Source organism: Asanoa hainanensis (assembly GCF_900188485.1).
In the GTDB taxonomy this organism is placed as follows: domain Bacteria; phylum Actinomycetota; class Actinomycetes; order Mycobacteriales; family Micromonosporaceae; genus Asanoa; species Asanoa hainanensis.
Genome location: NZ_FZPH01000003.1, coordinates 711,902 through 735,651 on the forward strand (window position 1 = coordinate 711,902; position 23,750 = coordinate 735,651).

Here is a 23,750-nt window from a genome sequence, read left to right on the forward strand (position 1 = left end):
CGCGGGAGGAACGGTCCGGACCACCGCGAGCCCGAGTCAGGAAGCTCTAACTCGCCTCGACGATCATGCCAGCGGCAACGGTCCGATTACTCGACTCATCAATGAGAATGAATCCGCCTGTCGTGCGGTTGCGGCGGTATTCGTCGGCGAGCAGGGGCGCTGTCGTGCGCAGCTTCAGCCTGCCGATCTCGTTGAGCTTCAGCTCGCCGGCTTCCTCGTCGCGGTGCAGTGAGTTGACGTCGAGGCGGTAGTGCAGGTCGCGGACGACGGCCCGCACAGAGCGCGTGGTGTGCTTGAGCGAATATTTCCCACCCACCCGCAGCGGCCGACTCTCGTCGAGCCAGCAGACCATCGCCTCGATGTCCTGGGCTACCGCCGGCGCGTTGTTGGGCCGGCAGATCAGGTCGCCGCGCGAGATGTCGATCTCGTCTTCGAGGCGCACGGTCACCGACATCGGCGGGAACGCCTCGGCGACCGGACCGTCGGCGGTGTCGATCGCGGCGATCCGGCTGGTGAGGCCCGACGGCAGCACCATCACCTCGTCGCCGGGCTTGAGCACGCCGGACGCCACCTGGCCCGCGTAGCCGCGGTAGTCGGTCACCGTCGTCGACTGCGGCCGGATCACGTACTGCACCGGGAAGCGCACGTCGACCAGGTTGCGGTCCGAGGCGATGTGCACGCGCTCCAGGTGGTGGAGCAGCGACGGGCCCTCGTACCAGGGCATGTTCTCCGAGCGCGAGGCAATGTTGTCGCCCTTGAGCGCGGAGATCGGGATCACCGAGAGGTCGGGCGCCTCGAGCTTGGCGGCGAACGCGGTGAACTCGTCGGCGATCTGCTCGAAGACCTCCTGCGACCAGTCGACCAGGTCCATCTTGTTGACGCAGAGGACCAGGTGCGGCACGCGCAGCAGGGAGCAGAGGAAGGCGTGCCGGCGGGACTGCTCGACCAGGCCCTTGCGGGCGTCGACCAGGATCAGCGCCAGGTCCGCGGTGGACGCTCCGGTCACCATGTTGCGGGTGTACTGGATGTGCCCCGGCGTGTCGGCGATGATGAACTTCCGCCGCGGCGTCGCGAAGTAGCGGTAGGCGACGTCGATCGTGATGCCCTGCTCGCGCTCGGCCCGCAGGCCGTCGGTGAGCAGCGCCAGGTTGGTGTATTCGTCGCCGCGCGCCGCGCTGACCGCCTCGACGGCCGCGAGCTGGTCGGTGAACAGCGACTTGGTGTCGTAGAGCAGCCGGCCGATCAGGGTCGACTTGCCGTCGTCGACGCTGCCCGCGGTGGCGAACCGGAGCAGGTCCATGGCGCGCTGCTCGCTGGCAGCGACGGTGGGTGCCGACATCAGAAGTAGCCCTCCCGCTTGCGGTCTTCCATCGCGGCCTCGCTGACCCGGTCGTCGCCGCGGGTCGCGCCGCGCTCGGTGATCCGGGTGGCGGCCACTTCGTCGATCACCTTCTCGACCGTGTCGGCGTGGGACTCGACCGCCGCGGTGCAGGAGGCGTCGCCGACGGTCCGGTAGCGCACCTTCGCGGTGAACGGCTGCTCGGCCCCGCGCGGCGCGATGAACTCGTTGACCGCGTACAGCATCCCGTCGCGGGAGATCACGGTGCGCTCGTGCGCGTAGTAGATCGACGGCAGGTCGAGGCGCTCCTGCGCGATGTAGTGCCAGACGTCGAGCTCGGTCCAGTTGGACAGCGGGAACACCCGGATCGACTCGCCCGGGTGGTGGCGGCCGTTGTAGAGCGACCACAGCTCGGGACGCTGGTTCTTGGGGTCCCACTGGCCGAACTCGTCGCGGAAGCTGAACACCCGCTCCTTGGCCCGCGCCTTCTCCTCGTCGCGCCGGGCACCGCCGAAGAGCGCGTCGAAGCGGTACTTCTCGACGGCGTCGAGCAGCACGGGCGTCTGGATCCGGTTGCGCGTGCCGTCGCTCGGCTCGACCACGAGACCCGACTCGAGCGCCTCGGGCACGCTGGCGACCACCAGGTGCAGACCGAGCTCGGCGACCCGGCGGTCGCGATAGTGCAGCACCTCGGGGAAGTTGTGGCCGGTGTCGACGTGCATGACCGGGAACGGGATGCGTGCCGGGGCGAAGGCCTTCTCGGCGAGCCGCAGCATCACGATCGAGTCCTTGCCGCCCGAGAAGAGCAGCACGGGGCGTTCCAGCTCGGCGACGACCTCGCGCATGACGAAGATGCTCTCCGCCTCGAGCGCCGCGAGATGGGAGACCCGGTAAGCCGGCGGCATGGAACCCCTTCGGATTGTCTAGCAGTTCACTAGGTTTTTCCCGAGCGAGCTTACCCCGGGATGTGCTGTCGCAGCGCCGCGAGCAACCGTGGTGCCAGATCCTTCCGGCAGACCACCAGATCCGGAAGGCGGGGATCGGTCTCGTTGTATTTCAGCGCGGATCCATCGATCCGGGAAGCGTGCAGACCAGTGGCGGTCGCCACAGCCACCGGCGCGGCGGAGTCCCACTCGTACTGGCCGCCGCCGTGCACGTAGGCGTCCACCTCGCCGCCGACCACGGCGGCGATCTTCACGCCGGCCGAGCCCATCGGCACCAACTCGGCGCCCAGATCCGCGGCCAGGCCGTGCAGGAAGGCCGGCGGGCGGGTGCGGCTCGCGGCCAGCCGGAGCTTCGGGTGCGGACCCATCGGCGGGTACGCGGGCGGAAAGTCGGTCGCCAGCGTCCGGTGCTGTGCCGGGATCGCGACCGCGCCGGCGAGCAGCTTGTGCGGGCTCGTGCCGTGCCGCCCCCAGAGGGCGACGTGCACGGCCCAGTCGTCGCGGCCTTCCTCGCTGAACTCGCGGGTGCCGTCGAGCGGGTCGACGATCCAGACCCGGTCGGCGGCGAGCCGGTCGGTGCCAGCGCTGCGCGCGCCCTGGTCCTCCTCGGAGAGCGCCGCGTCGGCCGGCCGCCAGCGGGCGAGTTCAGTGCGGATCAGCTCGTGTGACAGCTTGTCACCGGCCGCCTTCAGGGCGTGCGGGTCGGCGAAGCCGACCTCTTGCCGGGTACGCAGCAACAGGTCCCCGGCGCGCCCGGCCAGCCAGCGGGCGAACGCGCCGTCAATCACCGGCGGAGTCATGAGGGGTTCTCCTCGATCGGGGATGTCAGTAGGCGCCGCTCGGGCGGACGACGGCGGCGAGCGTACGCATCAGGATCACCAGGTCCAAGGAGAGCGACCAGTTCTCCACATAGCGCAGGTCCAACCGGACCGCCTCCTCCCACGACAGGTCGGACCGGCCCGACACCTGCCACAGCCCGGTCATCCCGGGCTTGACCGCGAGCCGGCGTCGCACGTCGTCGGCGTACTGCGCCACCTCGTGCGGCAGCGGGGGCCGCGGTCCCACCAGCGACATCTGGCCGAGCAGCACGTTGAACAGCTGCGGCAGCTCGTCGAGCGAGAACCGGCGCAGCCGGCGTCCCACCGGGGTGATCCGCGGGTCGTTGCGGATCTTGAACAGGACGCCGTCGTGCTCGTTGAGGTGTCGCAGCTCCGCCAGCCGCGCCTCCGCGTCGAGGTACATGCTGCGGAACTTGTAGATCAGGAACTCCCGGCCGTCGCGACCGGTGCGCACCTGTCGGAAGAGTACCGGGCCTTTGGAGTCGATCCGGATGCAGAGGGCGACGACCAGCAGCACGGGTGACAACAGCGCCACCAGCACCGCGGCACCCAGCCGATCGACGATCTCCTTCACGAACCGGGCCGCGCCCTCCAGCCGGGGATGCTCGACGTGCAGCATCGGCAGCCCGTCGACCGGCCGGATCGTGGTGCGGTCGCCGGCGACGTCGATCAGCGCGTTGGCCAGGATCAGGTCGATCTCGTCGCGCTCCAGCCGCCAGGCCAGCCGGCGCAGGGTCTGGCCGTCGATCTCGGGGCACGACAGCACGATCACGGTGTCGGCGCCGGACGCGTCGACCGCGTGGGCGACGTCGTCGAAGGTGCCGAGGACCGGGAGCCCGATGTCGCCGTCGTGCTGCGGCGGCAGGCACGCGCCGACCACCTCGAGCCCGTGGTAGCGCTCGCGGCAGAGCTGGCGGGCCAGGTGGATGACGGCGAGCTCGTGCCCGACCACGATCACCCGGCGCAGGCAGTCACCCCGCTTGCGCGCCCGGTGCAGGCGTTTGCGCAGGCCGAACCGGACCGCGACGGTGGCGAAGGTGGCGGCCGGCAGGGCGATCAGCACGTACGAGCGGGCCAGCGGGATCTCCAGCGCGTAGGAGACCATCGCGACGCCGGCGATCAACCCGAGCCCGGCCCGGATCACCCGCTGGTACTCGTCGGTGCCGACGAACAGGAACCGCGCCTCGTACGCCCGGGCCAGGCCGACCGACGCGACCAGGGCCAGCGGCAGCAGCGCCGACAGCACCACGTAGTCCCGGTTGTAGCTGGTCACCCCGTCGCCGAAGCGGAGTTTGAAGGCGAGCCCACCGGCGGCGGCACCGACCAGGAGATCGGCGAACAGCAGCGTACGCAGGTAGCGCGACTCCCAGGCCGCCCGGCGCGACAGGGCGGCGTGCCGGCCGGGGATCCGGCGGAGCAGCGAACGGCGGGGCTGCGGCGCGACGCGGGCGCGCTCCGGGCGACGGCGTTCCAGCTCGGCACCGCGCTGGGGTCGGGTCCGGACCGGGGTGTGTGGCCGGGTGTTCCGCTCGCGGGCGTCGAGGCCGCGTTCCATCAGGTCGCGCACTGCCGCCGGATCGAACCGCCCACGTTCCATCCGCGCCTCCCCCGGTTGTGCCGCCTAAGACACAACGGGCGGAACCGGGCAGGCGATACGGCCCTTGATCAGGATCCGTTATACGCGTTTTGTGCCCATTCGACACCCTTGCTGGAGACCGCCTCCGCGACATCCGCGGCGCGGTCCACCAGGAACTCGAGCTCCTTGCGCTCGGCGGCGGAGAAGTCGTTGAGCACGTAGTCGGCCGGGTCCTGCCGACCCGGCGGCCGGCCGATGCCGAACCGCACGCGGGCGTAGTCCTTGGTGCCCAGCGACTTCGACATGGAGCGCAGGCCGTTGTGGCCACCCTCGCCCCCGCCGATCTTGGCCCGGATCTGCCCGTACGGGATGTCGAGCTCGTCGTGCACCGCGATGATCTGCTCTGGCGGCACCTTGTAGAACTGGGCCAGCGCGACCGCCGGGCCCCCGGAGAGGTTCATGTAGGTCAGCGGCTTGACCAGCACGAGGCGGGGCCCGCCGAAGCCGAGCCGCCCCTCGGCGACGTCGGCGACCGCGCGGCGGTGCCGTCCGAACTTCGCGCCGATCCGCTCGGCGATCAGGTCGGCGACCATGAAGCCCACGTTGTGCCGGTTCTTGGCGTACTCCTTGCCAGGGTTGCCAAGACCGACCACGAGGAAGGGCGCTGTCGCTTCCACGCTCTCATTCTCCCCAGACACACAAGCGGTTAGCGAAAGGCCCCTCCCGGCACGCGACCGGGAGGGGCCTTTCGACGCTCAGACCAAATCTTGCTCAGGAGGCGGCGGCAGCCGGCTCCTCGCTGGCGGCCTCGCCCTCGGCCGCTTCCTCGCCCTCGGCAGCGGCTTCCTCGCCCTCAGCGGTCTCGCCCTCGAGCGCCTCGGCGCTCGGCGCGACCGTGATCACGGCGATGGTGGTCTCGGGGTCGGCGATGAGCTCGGCGCCGGCCGGCAGGGTGACGTCGGCTGCGGTGATCTTGGAGCCGGCCTCGAGGCCCTCGATGGAGACCTCGAAGTGGTCCGGCAGCCGGGTGGCGTCGGCGCTGACCGACAGCGTGTCGCTCTCGTGCACGACCAGCGTGCCGGCCGCCGCCTCGCCGATGAGCTGCACCGGGATGTCGACGGTGACCTTCTCGCCGCGGCGGACGAGCAGCAGGTCGATGTGCTCGAAGGTGTCCTTCACCGGGTCACGCTGGATCGCCTTCGGCAGGGCCAGGGCCTGGGTGCCGTCGCTGATCTCCAGCGCGAAGAGCTGGTTGGCGCCACCGTGGCGGATCGCGGCGGCGAACTCGCGCGCGGGCAGCGCGATGTGCTTGGGCTTCTCGCCGTGGCCGTAGAGGACGGCGGGCACCAGGCCGGCACGGCGCGTGCGGCGGGCACCACCCTTGCCGAACTCGGTGCGGGGCTCGGCGGCGATCTTTACCTCGGACACGGGAGAACTCCTGGATCTTGGTCTGGGCTGCGTGCAAGCGGCGGCGGTGCCGGGCGAAGGAGGCGCGCGGGCTGGCCCGGACACCGCGTCGATGACGGCGCCCGTGGCTGCTATTGAGAACCAGCTGGGTCACCCTCGCCGTGGCAACCTCAATACTCTACCGGACGGGCAGGGCACCCTACCGCCGGGGCTGCCCGAACTAGCTCAACCCGCCGAACAGTGTTGTAACGGACCCGTCGTCGAAGACCTCGCGGATCGCCCGGGCCAGCAGCGGCGCGATCGACAGCGACGTGATCTTGTCGAGGCGCTTCTCCGGCGGGAGTGGCAGCGTGTTGGTGACCACGACCTCGCTGATCCGGCTGTTCTTGAGCCGCTCGGTCGCCGGGTCGGAGAGCAGCGCGTGGGTGGCCGCGACCACGACGTCGGCGGCGCCGCTGTCGTGCAGGATCTCGGCCGCCTTGCAGATCGTGCTGCCGGTGTCGATCATGTCGTCGACGATCAGGCAGACCCGGCCCTCGACGTCACCGACCACCCGGTTGGCGACCACCTGGTTGGGCTTGAGCGGGTCACGGGTCTTGTGGATGAAGGCCAGCGGGCAGCCGCCCAGCCGGTCGGTCCAGCGCTCGGCGACCCGCACCCGGCCCGAGTCCGGCGCGACCACGGTCATCGGACGGCCGGCGTATTTCCGCTCGACGTAGCCCGCCAGGATGTCCATCGCGAACAGGTGGTCGACCGGCCCGTCGAAGAAGCCCTGGATCTGGGCGGTGTGCAGGTCGACGGTGAGGATCCGGTTGGCGCCCGCCTGCTTGAGCAGGTCGGCCACCAGCCGCGCCGAGATCGGCTCGCGGCCGCGGTGCTTCTTGTCCTGCCGGGCGTACGGATAGAAGGGCAGGACGACGGTGATCCGCTTGGCCGAGCCGCGCTTGAGCGCGTCGACCATGATCAGCGTCTCCATCACCCACTTGTTGACGCCCTCACCGGCGGACTGCACGACGAAGGCGTCGGAGCCGCGGACGGACTCCCGGTAGCGGACGAAGATCTCGCCGTTGGCGAACTCGTAGGCGTCGGTCGGCGTCGGCGCCACGCCGAGCACCTCGCCGATCTCGTTGACCAGCTCGGGAAACCCCCGGCCGGAGAAGAGCATCAGGCTCTTGCGGTTTTCGGCGACGATGCTGCCCATGGGTGAGGCGCTCCGTGAGTTCGGCGGATGTTTACTCGCTTGAAGTATCACCCGGAGCGTCGGCGGCGGCATGACCGTCTTCGGTCACGTGCAGTTGGTCACGTGCTTGCCTGGCCGCTTCGGCCGCAGCTGTGCCCGGACGTCGGGATTCGACCCATCCCTCGAAGATCCGCTGCTGGCCGCCGGAAACGGACAATGCGCCCGGCGGCACGTCGCGGCGGACCACCGTGCCGGCCCCCGTGTAGGCGCCGTCGCCGACCTCGACCGGTGCCACGAACATGTTGTCGGAGCCGGTGCGCGCGTGGCTGCCGATGACCGTGCGGTGCTTCTTGACGCCGTCGTAGTTGACGAACACCGAGGCCGCACCGATGTTGCTGTGCTCACCGATCGTGGCGTCACCGACGTAGGACAGATGCGGCACCTTGGAGCCCGTGCCGATCTCGGAGTTCTTGGTCTCCACGAACGTGCCGATCTTGGACTTCGCGCCGAGTCGGCTGCCGGGACGCAGGTACGCGTACGGGCCGACGCTCGCGCCCGGGCCGACCTCGGCCTGCACGGCGTGGGCGCGCAGCACCGTGGCGCCGGCCTCGACGACCGTGTCGATCAACGTCGTGTCGGGGCCGACCACGGCGCCCGGGCCGACCCGGGTCGCACCGCGGAGCTGGGTGTTCTGGTCGATCACGGCGTCGCGCTCGACCGTGGCCGTCACGTCGATCCAGGTGGTGGCCGGGTCGAGGATCGTGACGCCGGAGCGCATCAGGTCGGCGTTGACCCGGTCGCGGAGCCGGGCCCGCAGCCCGGCCAGCTCGACCCGGTCGTTGCAGCCCAGCGTCTCCTGCGCGTCGGCCGCGACGTGCACCGCGACCGGCTCGCCGGCGGCGGCCAGCAGGCCGAGCACGTCGGTCAGGTATTCCTCGCCCTGGTCGTTGTCGCTGGTCAGCTTGGCCAGCGCGGCCCGCAGCAGGCGGGCGTCGAAGGCGTAGATGCCGGCGTTGATCTCGCGGATCGCCTTCTCGGCCGGGCTCGCGTCGCGCTCCTCGACGATGCGCTCGAGGCCACCGGTCTCGTCCCGGATGATCCGGCCCAGCCCGGTCGGGTCGGCGATCTCGGCGGTCAGCACGGTCGCGGCGGTGCCGGCGCTCTCGTGCGCGGCGACCAGCGCCTCGACGGTCTCCCCACGCAGCAGCGGCACGTCGCCGTTGAGCACGACGACCGTGCCGGTCGCGTCGGGCACCGCGTCGAGCGCGATGCGCACCGCGTGGCCGGTGCCGTGCTGCTCCGCCTGGAGCACCGCGGTCGCCTCGGGCGCGACCTCGGCGAGGTGCGCCTCGACCTGGTCGGCGGCGTGCCCGACGACGACCAGCGTGCGCTCGGCGTCGACGGCGGCGGCGGCCTGCAGGACGTGGCCGACGACGGTGCGACCGAGCAGTGGATGCAGCATCTTCGACAGAGCCGACTTCATCCGTTTTCCCTCACCCGCGGCGAGGATGACAACGGTACGGGCTTCGGTCACGAGGGGGCTCCCGTCGGACGGATACGGCGTGCCGCCTCATGTTAGTAGGGCAGGCACGGGGCGGTCGCTGGTCACCTGAAACATCAGCTATCGGGTCCCCGACCGAGAAAGCTGGGACGCCTGGATTCGAACCAGGACCTTCCGGATTCAAAGTCCGGCGGGCTGCCGTTACCCCACGTCCCATCAAGCCGGGTAAGCCTAGCCTGTCGCGCCGTTTCAGACACACGGTGACAGGTTCCCTCTGGCGAGTTAGCCCAACCTAAATAATGCGTTGCACCAGGTGCTAACTACGGGTCCGTAAGTTACGGTGACGTAAGCGTAACTTGTTGATCACCCCCACCCGCTGCGAGGTGCCATGACCACCATCACCGCGACTCCCGACCAGACGACGACACAATCGGGCCCGAAGCCACTCACCGAGGGCAAGCAGTCGACCGGGGTGCTGGTCGCCCTCTGGGGCTTCGTCGTCCTGCCGTTCCTCGCGGTGCTCGCGGCCGTCCCGGTCGCCGTGGTGGGCGGCTGGCTGTCGTGGACCGACGCGGCGATCACGTTGGTCCTGTACGTCGTCTCGGGGCTCGGCATCACGGTGGGCTTCCACCGCTACTTCACGCACGGCTCGTTCAAGGCGAAGCGCTGGCTGCGGGTGACCCTCGCGGTCGCCGGCTCGTTCGCGATCGAGGGCAACGTGATCCAGTGGGTCGCCGACCACCGGCGGCACCACGCGTTCTCCGACGTGGAGGGCGACCCGCACTCCCCGTGGCGCTTCGGGGGTGGCGTCTGGGGTCTGACCAAGGGTCTGTTCTTCGCACACGTGGGCTGGATGTTCTCCCGCGAGCTGGGCAACCGTTCGCGCTTCGCGCCGGACCTGCTCGCCGACAAGGCGATCGCCCGGGTCGACAAGCTCTTCCCGCTGCTCGTCGTGATCTCCGTGCTCTCGCCGGCGCTGGTCGGCGGCCTCGTCACGATGTCCTGGCAGGGCGCGCTGACCGCCTTCTTCTGGGCCGGCCTGGTTCGCATCGCGGTCCTGCACCACGTCACCTGGTCGATCAACTCGGTCTGCCACGTGTACGGCGAGCGCCCGTTCGAGGTGCGCCAGGGCGACAAGGCCAGCAACTTCTGGCCGCTGGCGATCCTGTCCTTCGGCGAGAGCTGGCACAACCTGCACCACGCCGACCCGACCTCGGCCCGGCACGGCGTGCTGCGCGGCCAGATCGACATCTCGGCCCGCGTGATCTGGCTCTTCGAGAAGGTCGGCGCCGCGTACGACGTGCGCTGGCCCAAGCCCGAGCGGATCGCCGCCAAGCTCGTCAAGACGAACGCCTGAACTGATGACCGTCCTGGTGCGGGTCAGCGGCCCGCGCCAGGCGGCTGACAGGATGCACGAGTGGTAGCCGACCCGACCAACCCGGCGGGCGGCCGGTCCCGTGTCCGGATGTCCGCGGCCCAGCGTCGCGAGCAACTGATCGCGATCGGGCGTCAACTCTTCGCGGAGCGTGGCTTCGACGCCACCTCGATCGAGGAGGTGGCCGCCCGGGCCAAGGTCTCCAAGCCCGTCATCTACGAGCACTTCGGCGGCAAGGAGGGCCTCTACGCGGTCGTCGTCGACCGCGAGGTGCGCGCCCTCCTCGACCGCATCACCAACGCGCTGACCGCCGGACACCCGCGCGAGCTGCTCGAGCAGGCGGCGCTGGCGCTGCTCGACTACATCGAGCAGGAGACCGACGGCTTCCGCGTGCTGGTCCGCGAGTCACCGCTGATGTCGTCGACCGGCAACTTCAGCAGCGTGCTCAACGACCTGGCGCACCAGGCCGAGCACATCCTGGGTGCCGAGTTCAAGTCGCGGGGCTTCGACCCGAAGCTGGCCGAGCTCTACTCGCAGGCGCTGGTGGGCATGGTCGCGCTGACTGGCCGCTGGTGGCTGGAGGTGCGCAAGCCGCGCAAGGACGTGGTCGCCAGCCACCTGGTCAACCTCGCCTGGAACGGCCTGTCCCACCTGGAGTCCAAGCCGGCCCTGGTGGTCAAGGAGCGCTGAGCGTCAGCGCCGGGGCGCGGTGCGCGGTGCCGAGGTGGTCTTGAAGGCCTGCTCGGTGCGCTGCCGCTCCGGGCTGCCGGTCTTGTCGTACATCCCGGCCAGCAGCAGCACCAGGCCGAAGACCAGCGACAGGATCGCGGTCGAGACCGAGAAGTTCAGGAAGTTCGCCGGGGTCTGCATGAACGCCACCATGTAGATCCCGGTGACCATGAAGACCACCGCGCCGGCGAGGTTCGTGTAGTGCCCGACGTTGCCGCCGATCAGGTTCGCGACCAGCACGATCAGGCCCCAGATCACCGAGACGATCGCGAACGCCAGGTTGGTACGGATGCCCAGCGCCCAGTTGCTCTCCCGCGCGAACAGCGTCTCGCCGACCGTCTTGGTCAGCGAGACACAGCCGAAGATCAGGATGTACGTGCCGGTCAGCCCGGCCAGCGTCCGGTAGAGCGGCCGGAGCGGGTGGTTGAGCGGGAAGTGCGCCATGCCCCAATTGTGGGGCTAAGCGGCTTTCTTCGGGCTCAGAACTCCAGACGGGCCCGCTGCCACGCCGCGTGCTCGTCCGCGGTGCCGACTTTGCCGTACATCGCGGCCAGCAGCAGGACCTGGCCGACGCCCATCATCACGATGCTGGTCGCCAGGGTGTGGCCGAGGTAGTTGGCGTCGGTGCGCAGCGTCGCCAGCGTGATCAGGCCCAGCGCCATCAGCACCCAGCCGAACACCCGGTTGACCACGACGTCGACGTTGCGGCCGACCACGGCGCCGATCACGACGATCGCGCCGACGACCAGGCTGATCAGCGCGTTGGCCAGGTTGCTGCCCTGGCCGAGGGTCCGGCCCGCGTCCTGCGCGAAGAGGTCGCCGCTGGTCGTGGCCACGCCGATGCCGCCGAAGACGACCAGGTAGAGCCCGATCAGCCCGGCCAGCACCCGGTAGGTCGCGCGCGCGGGGTGGTTGATGGGGTTGTGCATGGTCTGTCTGCCTCCAGCGCCGATGTCGTCGGTCGGAAGAGATTGTGGCTCAACCAGCTGACGACCTGCGAATCGGGGGTTACCCGGCGTCGACCCGCTCGGCCAGCGCCAGCCATTCCTCCTCGGTCCGCTCGCGTTCCGCGCGCAGCTCACGGAGCTGGGCGTCGAGCTCGGCGACCTTGGCGTAGTCGGTGGCGTGGGCGGCCATCTGGTCGTGCAGCGCGGTCTCGCGCTCGTCGAGCCGGCTGACCGCGCGCTCGAGCCGGACCAGGTCCTTGCGGGCCGACCGCACCTCGGCGGCCGACATCCCGGCCCGATCCGGCGCCGCGGGACCGGCCGGCGTGGTCAGCGGTGGCGCCGCGCCGGGCGCCGCCACCCGCTCCAGGTACTCGTCGACGCCGCCCGGCAGGTGCACCAGCCGGCCGTCGCCGAACATCCCGTAGACCACGTCGGTGACCCGCTCGACCAGGTAGCGGTCGTGCGAGGCGACGACCAGCGTGCCCGGCCACGAGTCGAGCAGGTCCTCCAGCGAGGCCAGGGTGTCGGTGTCCAGGTCGTTGGTCGGCTCGTCGAACAGCAGCACGTTCGGCTCACCGGCCAGCAGCCGGAGCATCTGCAGCCGGCGCCGCTCGCCACCGGACAGGTCGCTGACCGGCGTCCACAGGCTCGACGTGCGGGTGCCGCCGCCGGTCGGGCGGTCGACGAAGCCGAACACCTCGGCGAGCTGGGCGGCGGAGATCTCGCGGCCGCCCAGGTTGACCCGCCGTGCCACCTCCTCGACGGCTTCCAGCACGCGCAGGTCGCCCGGCAGCTCGGACAGCTCCTGCGAGAGGAACGCGGGCTTGACCGTGGCGCCGACGGTGAACCGCCCGGCATGCGGCGTGGATCGGCCGGCCAGCAGGCGCAGCAGGGTGGTCTTGCCGGCCCCGTTGGCGCCCAGCAGCGCGACCCGGTCACCCGGGCCGACCTGCCAGGTCAGGTCGTCGAGGATCGGCTTGTCGCCGGCGGTCAGGAAGACCTGCTCCAGGTCGTAGACCTGCTTGCCGAGGCGGGCGGTGGACAGCCGCTGGAGCGAGAGCGTGTCGCGCGGCGGCGGCACGTCGGCGATCAGCGCGTTGGCGGCGTCGATCCGGAACTGCGGCTTCGAGGTGCGCGCCGGCGGGCCACGGCGCAGCCAGGCGATCTCCTTGCGCAGCAGGTTCTGCCGGCGGGCCTCGGTCGCGGCGGCGACCCGCTCGCGCTCCGCCCGGGCCAGGGTCCACGCGGCGAAGCCGCCCTCGTACGCCCGGATGGTCCGGTCGGCGACCTCCCACGTGCTGGTGCAGACCGCGTCCAGGAACCACCGGTCGTGGGTGACCACCACCAGCGCACCCTTGCGGCCGAGCAAGTGCCGGGCCAGCCAGTCCACGCCCGCGACGTCGAGGTGGTTGGTGGGCTCGTCGAGCACCAGCAGGTCGACGGGGCGCACCAGCAGCGCGGCCAGCGCCACCCGGCGCCGCTCGCCGCCGGACATCGGGCCCACGGGCTGGTCCAGGCCGAGGTGCGGCATGCCGAGACCGTCGAGGATGGCGCGTACGCCGGCGTCACCGGCCCATTCGTGCTCGGCGCCCAGGCTCTCGGCGAGCCAGGCGGTGCCGATCACGACGTCCCGCACGGTGTCGTCCGGCGCGAAGCTCATGGTCTGCGGCAGCGAGCCCACCCGCAGGTCGCGGCGCAGCGTCACCCGCCCGTCGTCCGGCTCCTCCTGCCTGGTGATCAGTCGCAGCAGGGTCGACTTGCCGGCGCCGTTGAGGCCGACCACGCCGATCCGGTCGGCGTCGTCGATCCCGGCCGAGACCCCGGTCAGCAGTGGCCCGGCCGCGCCGTAGCCCTTGGACACCCGGTCCAAGTTGACGATGTTCGCCATCAGACGACCCGGGCTCCTGCCACTGGCCCCGTGGCGGTCCGGGCCTCTTTGCAGACACCGGCCTGCTCCAGCGAGGTCGCGATCATGCTCGCCTCGGAGGCGTCGTAGGCCAGGAAGACGCAGGTCGGGCCGGAGCCCGAGACGATGCCGGCGAGCGCGCCGGCGGCCCGGCCGGCCTTGAGCACGTCGGCGAGCTGCGGGCGCAGGGAGAGCGCGGCGGCCTGCAGGTCGTTGCCGAGCGCGGCGGCGAGCACCTCGGGGTCGCGCTGGCGCAGCGCGGCGAGCAGGTCGTCGGTGCTGCCCAGCGGTGGCGGGGCGGCCCGCAGCGCGCGCAGCCGGTCGAGCTCGGCGTAGACGGCGGGGGTCGCGAGGCCACCGTCGGCGATCGCGACCACCCAGTGCCAGGTGGTCGGGCGGGCCAGCACCGGGCTGACCGTCTCGCCCCGGCCGGTGCCGAGCGCGGTGCCGCCGTACACCAGGAAGGGCACGTCGGAGCCGATCTCGGCGGCGACCGCGGCGAGGTCGTCGCGGCTCATCCCGGTGCCCCAGAGCGTGTCGCAGGCGACCAGCGCGGCGGCCGCGTCGGCGCTGCCACCGGCCAACCCGGCCGCGAGCGGGATCTGCTTGCGCAGGTGGAGGCGGGCGTGTGCGGGGACGCCGGCCTGCCGGGCCAGCGCGCGGACGGCCCGGATCGCCAGGTTGCTCTCGTCGAGCGCCAGCTCACCGGTGCCGACGCCCTCCATGGTCAGCGTCAGCGTGTCGCCGCGGCGGGCGGTCAGCTCGTCGTGCAGCGCGATCGCGTGGTAGACGGTGCTGAGCTCGTGATAGCCGTCGGAGCGGGCCGGGCCGACACCCAGGTGCAAGTTGATCTTTGCCGGGACCCTGACCTTGACCGGGCCGGATGCTCCCAGCCGAGGGCGTTCGTCGTCCTCCGGCTCCCACGCTTCGGTCACGGAGTGATGTCCCGGCTCAGCACGGCGTCAGCCTACTCGGGGGCGGCGGAGGCCACGTTGGCCGCTGCCGCGATGTCGGCGAAGGCGCCCACGCCCAGCGCCTCGCCCCGGGCGCCGGGATCGACACCGGCGGCCACCAGCACCTGCGCCGCGCGCTCGGCTCCACCGGCCCACCCGGCCAGCGCGGCCCGCAGGGTCTTGCGGCGCTGGGCGAAGGCGGCGTCGACGACCCGAAAAACATCCGCGCGGGGTACGTCGGCCCGCGGCGGCTCCCGCCGGGTGAACCCGACGAGCCCGGAGTCGACGTTGGGCACCGGCCAGAACACGCTCGGCGGCACCTTGCCGGCGGGGCGGGCGGACGCGTACCAGGCCAGCTTGACCGACGGGATGCCGTAGACCTTGCCGCCCGGCCCGGCGGTCAGCCGGTCGGCGACCTCCTTCTGCACCATGACCAGGCCGTGCCGCAGCGTGGGCAGCTCGGCCAGCAGGTGCAGCACGACCGGCACCGCGACGTTGTACGGCAGGTTGGCCACCAGGGCGGTCGGCGCCGGGTCCAGCTCCGCGGCGGTGATCCGCAGCGCGTCGGCCGCGTGCACGGTCAGGGCGCCGGCGGGCGCTCCGCGCTGCGCCGCGGTCTCGGCCAGTGCGCCGGCCAGCACCGGGTCGAGCTCGACGGCGTGCACCCGGGACCCGGCCGCGAGCAGGCCGAGGGTCAGCGAGCCCAGCCCGGGCCCCACCTCGAGGACCACCTCGTCCGGCGCGAGGTCGGCGGCCGCGACGATCCGGCGCACGGTGTTGGGGTCGTGCACGAAGTTCTGTCCGAGCCGCTTGGTCGGAGCCACCCCGAGCCGGCCGGCGAGTGCGCGGATCTCGGCCGGCCCCAGCAGTTCGGTCACGGCGCCGAGCCTATAAGGAAGGCCTGCACGCCCGGCCCGCACGTGTGACGATCGGGGTGACGACTCGTCGGAAGGGCCATCCATGTCATTCACGCCAACCCGACCGTTCAGCGGGTTCTCGGTCGACGACATTCCCGCCGCCAAGCAGTTCTACGGCGACAAGCTCGGCCTGCCGGTCTCCGAGGCCAACGGCATGCTGATGATCGACATCGGCGCCGGCGCGGAGGTGCTCGTCTATCCGAAGGCCAACCACCAGCCGGCGACGTTCACGATCCTCAACTTCCCGGTGGCCAACATCGACTCCGCGGTCGACGACCTGGCGAGCCGGGGCATCGCGTTCGAGCGCTACGAGGGCATGGAGCACGACGCGAGGGGCATCGTGCGCGGCAACGGCCCGGACATCGCCTGGTTCAGGGACCCCGCGGGCAACGTGCTCTCCGTGCTGTCCGACCGCTGAAGCGTCACCAGTGCCCGAAGGCGCGGTGGGTGGCCCCGGAGATCGCGGTGCACAGCTCGTCCACGTCGGCGCCCTTGGCCTCGGCCAGCGCCCGCACGGTCAGCGGGATCAGATAGGACGCGTTGGGCCGGCCCCGGTACGGCATCGGGGTGAGGTAGGGCGCGTCGGTCTCCACCAGCATCTGCTCGGCCGGGGTGACCGCGGCCGCCGCACGCAACGCGGTCGCGCTGCCGAAGGTCACGGTGCCCGCGAAGGAGAGCAGGTAACCGCGCCGCACGCACTCGGCGGCGAACTCCTCGTCGCCCGAGAAGCAGTGCAGCACGACGGTGTCGGGCGCGCCCTCGTCGTCGAGCACGCGGAGCACGTCGGCGTGCGCGTCGCGGTCGTGGATCACCAGCGTCTTGCCGTACCGCTTGGCGATCGCGATGTGCGCCCGGAAGCTGGCCTCCTGCGCCGGCCGGCCCTCGGCACCGGTGCGGAACGTGTCGAGGCCGGTCTCGCCGATGCCGCGCACCCGCTCGTCGGCCGCGAGGCCCTCGATGATCCGCAGCGCCTCGTCGAGGTTGGCCAGCCGGGGCGCCTCGTTCGGGTGCAACGCCACCGTCGCCACGACGGCGGAGTGCTCCCGGGCCACGGCCAGCCCCCAGCGCGAGGACTCGACGTCCACACCGACCTGGACGAGCCGGTCGACGCCGGCGTTGGCCGCCGCCGCGATCGCGCCCGAGACCGGGTCCGGGCCGAACACGTCGCGCCCGCCGCCGCCGGCCTCGCTTACCGTAATATCGATGTGCGTGTGACTGTCGGCCACCGGCACCGCCAGCGGCAGTGGCGGCGGTGGGAACTCTCCGGCACGGCGGGCGGCACGTTCCTGGCGCGACTCGTTCGGTTGCTCGGTCATCGCCGGTCAGCATCACACATAGACGGCGTGTGCCCGCGTGCGACGCCGCGCGGCGGAAGTTCACGAATTGTTCATGGCCGGATCACGCGGCGCACCTAGGGTCTGCGAGGTGGCGGTCACCCCCCAGGAGCGCACGGGCTCCGACACCCATCTGCGAGTCACCCTCGGCGACAGCACGTACCCGGCGGTGGAGATCGCCCGGGGTGCCGCGTACGAACTGTTCGGCACCGACCGCGGCGAGGGGTTCGAGCCCGACACCCGGCCCGGCGCGCGCTATCCCTTCCACCGGTACGCCCACGTCACCGAGGTCACGGCGGTCAACGGCCGGCCGGCCGACCCGCACCACCCCGACCGGGCGCACCACGACGGCCCGGAAGAGCCGGACGACCCGCTGACGCTCCCGCTGAGCCGCGCGGTCGGCTGGCGCGAGATCCACAGCCGCAGCCAGAACCCCGCGGCGGCCGGTGACCCGATCCTGATGAACCTGCGGGCCAGCGCGCACATCCGGCGCGGCACCCGGATGGTCAAGCACCTCTCGGCCCAGCAGGTGGCCGCCTACCTGCGCGGCCGGCTGCCGCACGGGTTCTGCTACCGCGAGTACGACGTCGCGCACCTGCGCACCCCGGCCGACCTGACGCTGCTGCGCACCGAGGCCGACCACGGGCGGGACCGCGAGGACATCGCGTTCGCGCTGCGCTGGCGGGCGGTCGACGCGTCCGACTTCGACCTGCCCTCGTACGACCGGTATCCGGGCCTGGTCAGCATGCCGGCGCACGACCGGATGGGCGCGCCCGTGCTCGGCACCGGCTTCGCGCCCAGCGGCCGGCACGTCATCCCCGAGTTCGTCACCAGCAACTTCACCGACCTGCCGATGACGGCCGGCGCGACGTTGGTCGCCTACACCGCCGACGGCGACGAGGCGATCCTCTACACGTTCCAGCCGGAGCAGCGCGGTTGGCTGCGGATGGCCGGGCCGCGCTGGCGGCCCCTGCTCTCGGAGTTGCCGGGCATTCCGCCCGACCAGGAGTACGTGCAGCTCGGCGACCAGCAGTCGGCGGTGCACCTGGTCGGCACGTACCGCGGCGAGGAGTGCGTCGCGGTGGCCGACCCGCCGGGCGAGTTCCGGGTGCTGGCGATGACCCGGGCGGCCCGTTACCCGGTGGAGAGCCTGGTCCGCCGCAACGAGTACGGCCGCTGGCGCGACTCGCCCTGCCTGGTCCTGCGCCAGGAGTCGGGCTGGTTGCGGCTGCGGCTGTGCCGCCCCGACCCGGAGGCGGTGGCCCGGCTGGGCGCCCAGTGCTACGAACGCGGCGTGTACGAAACCTGGGCGCCACTCACGGAGGTCACCGACCGGCAACTGGTCGACAACCGCTATGAACTCTGACGAAAGCCGCCCTGTGCTCGATTAGCCGGCCAGCCGGCTGATCTCTTCGTCCACGATCGACGGCTCCAGCTTCTTGAACACCGGCTTCGGGGCGGCCAGGGTGCGGCCGGCCTCGATCGGCGTCGACTCCCAGCGCGCGCCGACCGTGTAGTCGCCGGTCAGCACCGGGTACGCCGGGCCGCCGTCGAGGTCGGACACCTCCTCGATGGCCGGCATCGGGGCGTGCGTGCCGGTGCCGCCGAGCAGCTCGTGCACCTTCTGCGCGGAGTGCGGCAGGAACGGCGTGAGCATCGTGTTGGCGTCGCTGACGACCTGCAGCGCGACGTGCAGGATCGTGCCCATCCGCGGCTTGTCGGCCTCGTCCTTGAGCTTCCACGGCGCCTGCTCGGACAGGTACTTGTTGGCCTCGGCGACCACGCGCATCGCCTCGCCGATCGCCTGCTTCTGCCGGTGCCTCTCGATCAGGCCGCCGACCGTGCCGAAGCCGGCCTTGGCCACCGCGAGCAGCGCCTCGTCGGCCTCGGTCAGGTCCAGCGCGGGCGGGATCGCGCCGAAGTTCTTGGCCGCCATCGAGATCGACCGGTTGACCAGGTTGCCCCAGCCGGCGACCAGCTCGTCGTTGTTGCGGCGGAGGAACTCGGCCCAGGTGAAGTCGGTGTCCTGGCTCTCCGGCCCGGCCACGGCGATGAAATAGCGCAACGCGTCGGCGTCGTAGCGCTCGAGGAAGTCGCGCACGTAGATGACGACCTGGCGCGACGACGAGAACTTGCGGCCCTCCATCGTGAGGAACTCGCTGGAGACCACCTCGGTCGGCAGGTTGAGCGCGCCGAGGTCTCCGGGCGAGCCGCCGCGCGAGCCCTGGCCGGAGTAGCCCAGCAGGATCGCCGGCCAGATCACCGAGTGGAAGACGATGTTGTCCTTGCCCATGAAGTAGTACGCGGCGGCGTCCTTGCCCTCGCCGTCGGCCGACCACCACTTCTTCCAGGCGGACGGGGCACCGGTGCGACGCGCCCACTCGATCGACGCCGACAGGTAGCCGATCACCGCGTCGAACCAGACGTAGATGCGCTTGTCGTTGCGGTCGCGCCAGCCGTCCAGCGGGATCGGCACACCCCACTCGAGGTCGCGGGTGATCGCCCGCGGCTGGAGGTCGTCGAGCAGGTTGCGGGAGAACCGCAGCACGTTGGGCCGCCAGCCGTCCCGGGTGTCGAGCCAGGCGGCCAGCGCGTCCGCCACGGCCGGCAGGTCGAGGAAGAAGTGCTCGGTCTCCACGAACTCCGGCGTCTCGCCGTTGATCCGGGACCGCGGGTTGATCAGCTGCTCGGGGTCGAGCTGGTTGCCACAGTTGTCGCACTGGTCGCCGCGCGCGCTGCCGTACCCGCAGATCGGGCAGGTGCCCTCGATGTAGCGGTCGGGCAGGGTGCGGCCGGTCGACGGCGAGATCGCGCCGAGGGTGGTCTTCGCGATGATGTAGCCGTTGCGGTACAGCCCGTCGAACAGGTCCTGCACCACCTGGTAGTGGTTGCCGGTGGTGGTGCGGGTGAACAGGTCGTACGAGAGCCCGAGCCCGTGCAGGTCCTCGACGATCACCCGGTTGTAGCGGTCGGCCAGCTCGCGCGGGGTCAGGCCTTCGCTGTCGGCCTGCACCTGGATCGGCGTGCCGTGCTCGTCGGTGCCCGACACCATGAGCACGTCGTGCCCCGCCATCCGCATGTAACGGCTGAACACGTCGGCGGGGACGCCGAAGCCGGAAACATGGCCGATGTGACGCGGGCCGTTGGCGTAGGGCCAGGCGACCGCGGCGAGAACGTGACTCATGGGCGCAAGGGTAGTGAGCCCCGCCGGAGCCCGGCCAGCGAGCCCGCACACCTCCGCACGCATTGTCCGGATTTATCCGCCGACACGCCCTTTACCTGCACGAAGGGTGACGTGAGGCGTTGTCCAATGAGATTCGTGAGCGCTACGCCCGAACGACCTGAGACCGCCGGCGAGCCCGAGCTGCTCGCGTACGAGGTGGAAATCGCCCCACCCGCCAACGAGGCTGACCCGGCGCGGGACGCGGTCGGACGCGCGAGCATTCCCGCACCCACCCGCGAGCCCGCCTCGGTCAACGGCCTCGCTGCCGCCGTGCAGGGCGCGGCCCGGGCCCGCAGCGGCGGCGTGATCGAGGCCCAACTGCGGGACTCGACCCCGGCCGCGCACGGGTTGACCACCGAGGAGGTCGACCGGGACGCGTGGTCGCCGGCACGGTTGGCCGCCAAGGCCCGCTCCGCCACCCGGCCCACCCGGCACGCCGCCCGGGCCAGCCGCCGCCCGCGCAAACCGCGCCAGGTGCGCGCGGCGCTGGCCCTGCTGGTCGTGCTCGCGCTGGCCGGCACGTTCTTCGCCTGGGTCACGGCCGACCCGATCTGGCTGGCGGTCGGGCGCGCCGAGAGCGGGACGGCCACCGTCACCGGATGCGTCGGCTCCGGCCTGACCCAGCGCTGCAAGGGCTCGTTCACCTCGGCGGACGGGCGGTTCACGACCGAGGGGATCCGGGTCGTGGGCGCAGAACGGACGCAGACCGAGCCCGGCACGCAGGTCCGGGCCGAGGTGGTGCACGCCGGCAGCGCGACGGCCTACCTCACGGACGGCACCGTCATGACGTTGCGCTGGCTGCTCGGGCTGCTGCTGGTGCTGCTGTGCGGCCTCGGCATCGTGCTCGCCACCGGGGCGCTCCGGCTCGAGGACCGGCGGGCCCGGCGCACGGCCGCCGCCTTCGGGATGGCCGCGCCGCTGCTGGTGACGATCGGCTTCCTGGCCGCGGCCTACTGACGCGCCTCGTGGACGATCGTGTAGACCTCGCGGCGGCGTACCCCGTGGCGCTCCGCGACGGCCGCGATCGCGTCGCGCCGTGAGCTGCCGGCGGCCTCGGCCTCGGCGACCTCCGCCCGCAACGCCTCGTCCGGCGGCCGCGTGGCCGAAGCCGGTGGTGCGCCGGCCACCACCAGGGTGATCTCACCCTTCGGCCCGGCCTCGGCGGCCCACTCGGCGAGCCCGCCCAGCGGCCGGCGGACGATCTCCTCGTAGGTCTTCGTCAGCTCCCGGCAGACCGCGGCCGACCGGTCGGCGCCGAACGCCGTGGCCAGGTCGGCGAGCATCGCGGCCAGCCGGTGCGGAGCTTCGAAGAACACCAGCGTGCGCTCCTCGGTGGCCAGTGCCGCCAGCCGGGTCCGGCGCGCGGAGCCGGTGCGGGGCAGGAAGCCCTCGAAGCAGAACCGGTCGCTGGGCAGGCCGGAGAGGGCCAGGGCCGTGGTCACGGCGCTCGGGCCGGGTGCGGCGGTGACCGGCAGGCCGGCGTCGAGCGCGGCGCGGACCAACCGGTAGCCGGGGTCCGAGACGCTCGGCATGCCGCCGTCGGTCACCAGAGCGACGACGGCGCCGTCACGCAGCGTGTCGACGAGCTCCGGGGTACGCCGCTCCTCGTTGCCCTCGAAGTAGGAGACGATCCGGCCGGCGACGGTGATCCCGAGGTCGCGGGCCAGCCGGACGAGCCGCCGGGTGTCCTCGGCCGCCACGACATCGGCGTCGGCCAGGGCGTCCCGCATCCTGGTGGACGCGTCGGCCGGGTTGCCGAGCGGCGCGCCAACCAGAATCAACCGGCCATTCCGGCCGTCTTCCGGCATCTCATTCCCCCTCGTATCCAACCGGCCTGCTTCCAGCCTGCCTGCCGAACACCCCAATTCGGTCCTGGCAGCCTACGATCGCGGGGTGACCCTGGCGGCGACGAGCGTAGCGAGCCCCGAGGCCGGGCCCGACGAGGCCGAGGCACCGGAGCTCCCCTCTGCCATACCGGCGCGCACTGGCACGGTCTCCGACACCGTCCGGCGCCGGCTCCTGCCCTTCGACGCGCGCCGCGACCCCTGGTCGTGGGCGGTCACGGGCTTCGTCGTCGCCGTCGCCGCGCTGGTGCGGTTCGTCGGCCTGTCGAACCCGCCGGGCAAGATCTTCGACGAGACCTACTACGCCAAGGACGCCTACGGCCTGCTGAGCAAGGGCGTCGAGTGGAACTACAAGGACAACGTCGCCTCGTACGTGGTCCACCCGCCGCTCGGCAAGTGGTTGATCTCCATCGGCGAGTGGCTGTTCGGCTACCAGGACGCCGACGGGAACGTGCGCGCCGCCGGGCACCTTTGGACCGCCGCCCCGGAGCTCGGCTGGCGCTTCTCCGCCGCCGTCGCCGGCACCGTCTCCGTGCTGATCATGGTGCGAGTGGCCCGGCGGATGTTCGGCTCGACCGTGCTCGGCGGCGCCGCCGGCCTGCTGCTCGCGCTCGACGGTTTCCACCTGGTGCTGTCCCGCACCGCCATCCTCGACATCTTCCTGCTGCTGTTCATCCTCGCCGCTTTCGCCGCCCTGGTCGCCGACCGCGACAGCCGCCGGCGACGCTGGCTGACGGCGATGGAGGCCGGCCTCGACCCGACCCGGCTCGGTCGCGCGGGCCGCCTGCCGTTCGCGTTCCCCTGGTGGCGGTTCGCGGCGGCGATCCTGTTCGGCTGCGCCGTCTCGGTCAAGTGGAGCGCGCTGTTCTTCCTGCCGGCGTTCCTGGTGCTCATCCTCTGGTGGGAATACGGGGTCCGGCGCACGGTCGGCGCCCGCCACCCGATCCGCGACACGATCCTCGACGAGCTCGGCTGGGTCGGCATGTTCGTCGTGGTCGCCGCCGCGGTCTACCTGGCGAGCTGGAGCGGCTGGCTGCTCACCGACGACGGCTTCTACCGGCACTGGCTGGCCGACAGCGGGCGGCCCGAGCCCCCGGTGATCGGCGCGCTGCACAACCTGTGGCACTACCACTCGGAGGCCTTCAAGTTCCACGAAGGGCTCGACACCAAGCACACGTACCAGTCGTGGCCCTGGCAGTGGCTGTTGCTCGGCCGGCCCGTGGCGTTCTACTGGTCCAACACCGGCACCTGCGGCGCCGACTCGTGCGCCTCCGAGGTGCTGCTGCTCGGCACGCCGGTGCTGTGGTGGTCGTTCCTGCCGGCGCTGGCGGCCCTGGTCTGGCTCGGCATCGCCCGCCGCGACTGGCGGGCCGGCGCCATCCTGCTGATGGTGTTCTTCGGCCTGGCGCCCTGGTTCTGGTACGCGATCGACAACGGCCGCACGATGTTCTCGTTCTACACCGCACCCGCGCTGCCGTTCATGGTGCTGGCCGTGGTCTACGTGCTCGGCGCGATCATGTATCCGGCCGGCAAGGCCGCCGTGGCCACGACGCCGGAGGCCGCCCGGAAACTGGCCGACCGGCGCCTGGTCGGCGGAGTGATCGCCGGGGCGTACCTCGTGCTGGTCGTGCTCTGTTTCGCCTACTTCTTCAAGGTCTTCGTCGGCGACGTCATGCCGTACGCGGACTGGTCCGCGCGGATGTGGTTGGGCTCCCGCTGGATATAGCGTGTTGGTC

At 71.6% G+C, this 23,750-nt stretch carries 21 protein-coding genes, 1 tRNA gene and 1 pseudogene; 6 read left to right on the top strand and 17 right to left on the bottom strand.

Annotation, left to right across the window (positions count from 1 at the left end; genetic code table 11):
* Nucleotides 1–46: 46 nt before the first annotated feature.
* From cysN to CHC05_RS10910, 9 genes and pseudogenes are all read right to left on the bottom strand, one after another.
* Nucleotides 47–1,339 carry a sulfate adenylyltransferase subunit CysN gene (cysN, locus tag CHC05_RS10870; protein ID WP_089247345.1) on the bottom strand — a complete coding sequence of 431 codons (1,293 nt, stop codon included), beginning with the start codon at nucleotides 1,337–1,339 and terminating at the stop codon, nucleotides 47–49.
* Nucleotides 1,339–2,244 carry a sulfate adenylyltransferase subunit CysD gene (gene cysD / locus CHC05_RS10875; protein ID WP_089247347.1) on the bottom strand — a complete coding sequence of 302 codons (906 nt, stop codon included), beginning with the start codon at nucleotides 2,242–2,244 and terminating at the stop codon, nucleotides 1,339–1,341. The genes cysN and cysD overlap by 1 nt, the downstream gene beginning before the upstream one ends.
* Nucleotides 2,245–2,294: 50 nt before the next feature.
* Nucleotides 2,295–3,083 carry an inositol monophosphatase family protein gene (locus tag CHC05_RS10880; RefSeq protein ID WP_089247349.1) on the bottom strand — a complete coding sequence of 263 codons (789 nt, stop codon included), beginning with the start codon at nucleotides 3,081–3,083 and terminating at the stop codon, nucleotides 2,295–2,297.
* A gap of 25 nt (nucleotides 3,084–3,108) precedes the next feature.
* Nucleotides 3,109–4,719, bottom strand: a complete 1,611-nt coding sequence (locus CHC05_RS10885) for a sugar transferase (RefSeq protein WP_245870762.1) — start codon at nucleotides 4,717–4,719, stop codon at nucleotides 3,109–3,111.
* Between the two features lie 68 nt (nucleotides 4,720–4,787).
* The gene (pth, locus tag CHC05_RS10890; protein ID WP_089247351.1) at nucleotides 4,788–5,375 is read right to left on the bottom strand and encodes an aminoacyl-tRNA hydrolase; all 588 of its coding nucleotides are present in this window, start codon (nucleotides 5,373–5,375) and stop codon (nucleotides 4,788–4,790) included.
* A 94-nt stretch (nucleotides 5,376–5,469) separates the two neighbouring features.
* Nucleotides 5,470–6,126 (bottom strand): 50S ribosomal protein L25/general stress protein Ctc, encoded by a 657-nt coding sequence (locus CHC05_RS10895; RefSeq protein ID WP_089247353.1) that lies wholly within the window; start codon nucleotides 6,124–6,126, stop codon nucleotides 5,470–5,472.
* A gap of 199 nt (nucleotides 6,127–6,325) precedes the next feature.
* Nucleotides 6,326–7,306 carry a ribose-phosphate diphosphokinase gene (locus CHC05_RS10900; RefSeq protein ID WP_089247354.1) on the bottom strand — a complete coding sequence of 327 codons (981 nt, stop codon included), beginning with the start codon at nucleotides 7,304–7,306 and terminating at the stop codon, nucleotides 6,326–6,328.
* A 34-nt stretch (nucleotides 7,307–7,340) separates the two neighbouring features.
* Nucleotides 7,341–8,819 (bottom strand): annotated as a pseudogene (gene glmU / locus CHC05_RS10905) (bifunctional UDP-N-acetylglucosamine diphosphorylase/glucosamine-1-phosphate N-acetyltransferase GlmU); the annotation flags it as partial.
* 111 nt (nucleotides 8,820–8,930) lie between these two features.
* A tRNA-Gln gene (locus CHC05_RS10910) sits at nucleotides 8,931–9,002 on the bottom strand.
* Nucleotides 9,003–9,174: 172 nt separating this feature from the next.
* On the opposite strand from CHC05_RS10910, the gene CHC05_RS10915 reads away from it, so the two are divergent.
* Nucleotides 9,175–10,143 carry an acyl-CoA desaturase gene (locus tag CHC05_RS10915; protein WP_089247358.1) on the top strand — a complete coding sequence of 323 codons (969 nt, stop codon included), beginning with the start codon at nucleotides 9,175–9,177 and terminating at the stop codon, nucleotides 10,141–10,143.
* Nucleotides 10,144–10,251: 108 nt separating this feature from the next.
* Nucleotides 10,252–10,851, top strand: a complete 600-nt coding sequence (locus CHC05_RS10920; RefSeq protein WP_089247569.1) for a TetR/AcrR family transcriptional regulator — start codon at nucleotides 10,252–10,254, stop codon at nucleotides 10,849–10,851.
* Between the two features lie 3 nt (nucleotides 10,852–10,854).
* On the opposite strand, the gene CHC05_RS10925 is transcribed toward CHC05_RS10920, so the two are convergent.
* The 5 genes from CHC05_RS10925 to rsmA all read right to left on the bottom strand — a co-directional run bounded on the left by CHC05_RS10925 (nucleotide 10,855) and on the right by rsmA (nucleotide 15,574).
* The gene (locus CHC05_RS10925; RefSeq protein WP_089247360.1) at nucleotides 10,855–11,334 is read right to left on the bottom strand and encodes a DUF4383 domain-containing protein; all 480 of its coding nucleotides are present in this window, start codon (nucleotides 11,332–11,334) and stop codon (nucleotides 10,855–10,857) included.
* Between the two features lie 35 nt (nucleotides 11,335–11,369).
* Nucleotides 11,370–11,819, bottom strand: coding sequence for a DUF4383 domain-containing protein (locus CHC05_RS10930; protein WP_089247362.1), 450 nt, complete (start codon nucleotides 11,817–11,819; stop codon nucleotides 11,370–11,372).
* Nucleotides 11,820–11,898: 79 nt separating this feature from the next.
* The gene (locus CHC05_RS10935) at nucleotides 11,899–13,725 is read right to left on the bottom strand and encodes an ABC-F family ATP-binding cassette domain-containing protein (RefSeq protein WP_089247364.1); all 1,827 of its coding nucleotides are present in this window, start codon (nucleotides 13,723–13,725) and stop codon (nucleotides 11,899–11,901) included.
* The gene (locus CHC05_RS10940) at nucleotides 13,725–14,678 is read right to left on the bottom strand and encodes a 4-(cytidine 5'-diphospho)-2-C-methyl-D-erythritol kinase (RefSeq protein WP_089247366.1); all 954 of its coding nucleotides are present in this window, start codon (nucleotides 14,676–14,678) and stop codon (nucleotides 13,725–13,727) included. Before CHC05_RS10940 ends, CHC05_RS10935 begins: the two co-directional genes overlap by 1 nt.
* Nucleotides 14,679–14,710: 32 nt before the next feature.
* Nucleotides 14,711–15,574, bottom strand: a complete 864-nt coding sequence (gene rsmA, locus CHC05_RS10945) for a 16S rRNA (adenine(1518)-N(6)/adenine(1519)-N(6))-dimethyltransferase RsmA (RefSeq protein ID WP_089247368.1) — start codon at nucleotides 15,572–15,574, stop codon at nucleotides 14,711–14,713.
* 82 nt (nucleotides 15,575–15,656) lie between these two features.
* Between rsmA and CHC05_RS10950 the strand changes: the two genes are divergently transcribed.
* Complete coding sequence (locus CHC05_RS10950) at nucleotides 15,657–16,031, top strand: VOC family protein (protein ID WP_089247370.1); 375 nt, start codon at nucleotides 15,657–15,659, stop codon at nucleotides 16,029–16,031.
* 4 nt (nucleotides 16,032–16,035) lie between these two features.
* Here the strand turns inward: CHC05_RS10950 and CHC05_RS10955 are convergent, their stop codons facing one another.
* A complete protein-coding gene (locus CHC05_RS10955; protein WP_089247372.1) occupies nucleotides 16,036–16,929 on the bottom strand; it encodes a TatD family hydrolase in 894 nt (297 codons plus the stop codon).
* A 109-nt stretch (nucleotides 16,930–17,038) separates the two neighbouring features.
* Here CHC05_RS10955 and CHC05_RS10960 point away from each other — a divergent pair, with 109 nt between their 5' ends.
* Nucleotides 17,039–18,313: a hypothetical protein gene (locus tag CHC05_RS10960; protein WP_089247374.1), complete on the top strand. Its 1,275-nt coding sequence runs from the start codon at nucleotides 17,039–17,041 to the stop codon at nucleotides 18,311–18,313.
* Between the two features lie 21 nt (nucleotides 18,314–18,334).
* On the opposite strand, the gene metG is transcribed toward CHC05_RS10960, so the two are convergent.
* Nucleotides 18,335–20,131, bottom strand: coding sequence for a methionine--tRNA ligase (gene metG / locus CHC05_RS10965; protein WP_089247376.1), 1,797 nt, complete (start codon nucleotides 20,129–20,131; stop codon nucleotides 18,335–18,337).
* Between the two features lie 135 nt (nucleotides 20,132–20,266).
* Between metG and CHC05_RS10970 the strand changes: the two genes are divergently transcribed.
* Entirely contained in the window at nucleotides 20,267–21,127 is an 861-nt protein-coding gene (locus CHC05_RS10970; RefSeq protein WP_144022548.1) for a hypothetical protein, read from the top strand.
* Here the strand turns inward: CHC05_RS10970 and rsmI are convergent.
* Complete coding sequence (gene rsmI / locus CHC05_RS10975) at nucleotides 21,121–21,978, bottom strand: 16S rRNA (cytidine(1402)-2'-O)-methyltransferase (protein WP_089247380.1); 858 nt, start codon at nucleotides 21,976–21,978, stop codon at nucleotides 21,121–21,123. The two genes, CHC05_RS10970 and rsmI, sit on opposite strands and share 7 nt — an antisense overlap.
* An 85-nt stretch (nucleotides 21,979–22,063) precedes the next feature.
* On the opposite strand from rsmI, the gene CHC05_RS10980 reads away from it, so the two are divergent.
* Nucleotides 22,064–23,740, top strand: coding sequence for a dolichyl-phosphate-mannose--protein mannosyltransferase (locus CHC05_RS10980; protein WP_089247382.1), 1,677 nt, complete (start codon nucleotides 22,064–22,066; stop codon nucleotides 23,738–23,740).
* Nucleotides 23,741–23,750 lie beyond the last annotated feature (10 nt).